This is a genomic window from Vibrio sp. 10N.261.51.A3 (genome assembly GCF_041471965.1).
In the GTDB taxonomy this organism is placed as follows: domain Bacteria; phylum Pseudomonadota; class Gammaproteobacteria; order Enterobacterales; family Vibrionaceae; genus Vibrio; species Vibrio crassostreae_C.
In genome coordinates this window covers 1-2,627 of record NZ_JBFRPK010000143.1, presented here as the reverse complement: position 1 = coordinate 2,627, position 2,627 = coordinate 1, and the positions used below count along the sequence as shown (strand labels likewise).

Here is a 2,627-nt window from a genome sequence, read left to right as displayed (position 1 = left end):
CATGCTCGGCGCACAAACAACAAAGCCACTCTTTATGAGTGGCTTTGTACTTAATATTTCAAGTTCAGAGGAGGTAATTTCAAAAAGCCCAGATAGGGTTCTGCATTAACCGAAAGATGCCCAGATAACCGTTGCTACCAAAATTGGGCACACAAACTTCACATACATTGGCCAAACCTTACCAAACCAACCAAGTTGAAAATCAGGACTGCCTTGTTCAAGCTCTTTCACTTTTGAAGCTCGGCTCCATACCCAACCACCAAACACACAGAACATCAGTGCAGCGACTGGTTGAAGATACTGAGTTGCAATCATCGCTACCATGCCAAACATCGCAGCAAAGTTGTAAACAATCACCACACTAAACAGCGCGATAGCACCACCAATCACCCAGCTTGTTGGCGTTCGTCTAGTATTGAAACGCTCACTCACTAGCGCAACCGGGCCTTCAAGCATCGAAATCGAAGAAGTCAGTGCAGCAATCGTTAGTAGTAAAAAGAACACAATCGCAAAGATCTGTCCAAGCACACCTAAACTATCAAACATCAACGGCAAAACCGTGAATACTAGAGTGTCAGAGCTTAATAGTGATCCGTCTTCAGCGTAGATTTGAACGCCTTTTTGCATCGCAACAAACATTGCTGGCATCACCACTAATCCAGCAATAAAAGCGACAGCAGTATCCACCAGAGTTACGTTCATCGCCATTTTTGGTAGGTTCTCTTTCTTGCTTAAGTAAGAGCCATAAACCAACATCGAGCAACCGCCAATAGTGAGTGAGAAGAACCCCTGTCCCATTGCCGCCAGAATCAGTTTTCTATCCCACACTTTCTCAAAGTCTGGAATAAGGTAATGTTTTAGGCCTTCCATCGCGCCAGATTGCGTCATGATGTAAACAAACAATAAGCCAAATAAAACAAACAGCGCAGGCATCAAACGAGTCGACCATTTCTCGATGCCTTGCTTAACACCGCCCTGCACAATCAAGATAGTCAGTACATAGAACGCGACGGTACCAAATACGTTGCGCTCAACACTGAAGCCCTTAAACCAATCAGCAATCGCTTCTAGGCCGATAAGATCCGCGACCGCACCAATTAGGAAACAGATCAACCAGCCACCAACAATACTGTAAAACGCCAACACTGCGCTTGGTACAGTCAGTCCAACCCAACCGACAAACTCACCGACTTTCTTACCCAAAGGGTTTGTCGTCAAAGATCGCATGCTATCAACTGGGTTTGCTTGGCCGTGACGGCCTATAGCCATCTCAACCACCAACATAGGGAAAGCAACCACGAAGATCATGATCAAATAGACTAAAAGGAAAGCGCCACCACCGTTGCTAGCAACTTGAGTCGGGAAACCCCAAATATTACCCAAGCCAACCGCTGCACCAGCCGCTGCTAAAATAAAACCTAAACGAGAGCTAAAGTGCTCTCTTGAAGAGGAAGATTGTTGGTCCATATCGCCCGCATTAAAAATCAGTGAACTAGTTGGGAAGTACAGTAATAAAAAGCAATGATAGGCACAACCAATAAATGAACAATTCTCTGATTTTTACAATCAATGCGCTATTTAGAACAACAAAATTAACAAAAAACCAGTCTTATCGTTCAATTATAAGCAACAAAGCGAAGCAGTAGGCTTAAGAAGGAAATGGATTGAATTGAGATAAATACTCGCCGTGTGGTTCCATTTATACAAACAAAAAGAGCACCGACCGGTGCTCTTACTATTCATCACTAGACTCGAATTAAATTGTGAAGACTTGGTAATCTTTTAAGTTCGGAATGATTTCATGCAGTTCTTGCTCTTGTTCTGCCATCTCATCAAGTGAATCACAGAACTCATTCGCTTCCTCCTGTACTTGTTGAGAGTGTTCTTTCATTCGCTCTTCAACTTTCAGCTTTAATTCAGCCATACTGTCAGCCAGTTCAGTCAGGTTTAGGCCACCGTCTTGTTTCATTTTTTCTGACATCGCATTAAAAGCGCTAGAGATAAATTCTTGGTTAAAGATTTCTTTCGCCTTCTCGAAATCTTCAGACCAGCCATTGGCCATCGAATCAAAGCTTTCTGCAGGCAACACTAATTCGCCATCTTTGTAATAACGCGCTTCCAGTTCTGCAAAGTAGGTTTTCATTGATTCTTTTACATTATCAAATGACTCAGGTGAATCCAGGCTAGCCGCGATATCATCAATCACGTCATTGGCTAACGCTAAGCTATCGTTGGCCATTTGTTTCGCTCGAGGTAAGTACTCACTCATGTTTTCGCGATATTTCTCAATCGCCGCTTGTTGGTCGGCATCAAGCTCAACCTTCTCACCATGAATATAGAGGTCGTTGTTATCATCAAAAACGGCCGTATCACCATTCACTTGATGGATTTCGACTTTTTGGTCATCAATTCGTAGTTCATTCTTCAAATCAACTCGACACTGAGCAGCAAACGTTGGCAAGCTCACAACAGCGATAACCGCTGTTAGTGATGCAATTAATACACTGTTTTTCATAAATACATTGTTTTTCATAACATCCTCTCATCAATCTGACAGATTACTATACCCTTGGTATATGCTCCTTTGTCAGAGAAACGTTTTATATCTATTAGGGCGTGTTGATCTT

General features: G+C 42.8%; 2 protein-coding genes. Both read right to left on the bottom strand.

The genetic code is table 11. From position 1 onward, the window contains the following. Positions 1–105: 105 nt before the first annotated feature. Positions 106–1,467, bottom strand: a complete 1,362-nt coding sequence (locus AB4371_RS22215) for a sodium-dependent transporter (RefSeq protein ID WP_372150674.1) — start codon at positions 1,465–1,467, stop codon at positions 106–108. Between the two features lie 289 nt (positions 1,468–1,756). Next, on the bottom strand, positions 1,757–2,533 hold the full coding sequence (locus tag AB4371_RS22210; RefSeq protein WP_137001977.1) for a YggN family protein: 777 nt from the start codon (positions 2,531–2,533) through the stop codon (positions 1,757–1,759). Between the last annotated feature and the right edge of the window lie 94 nt (positions 2,534–2,627).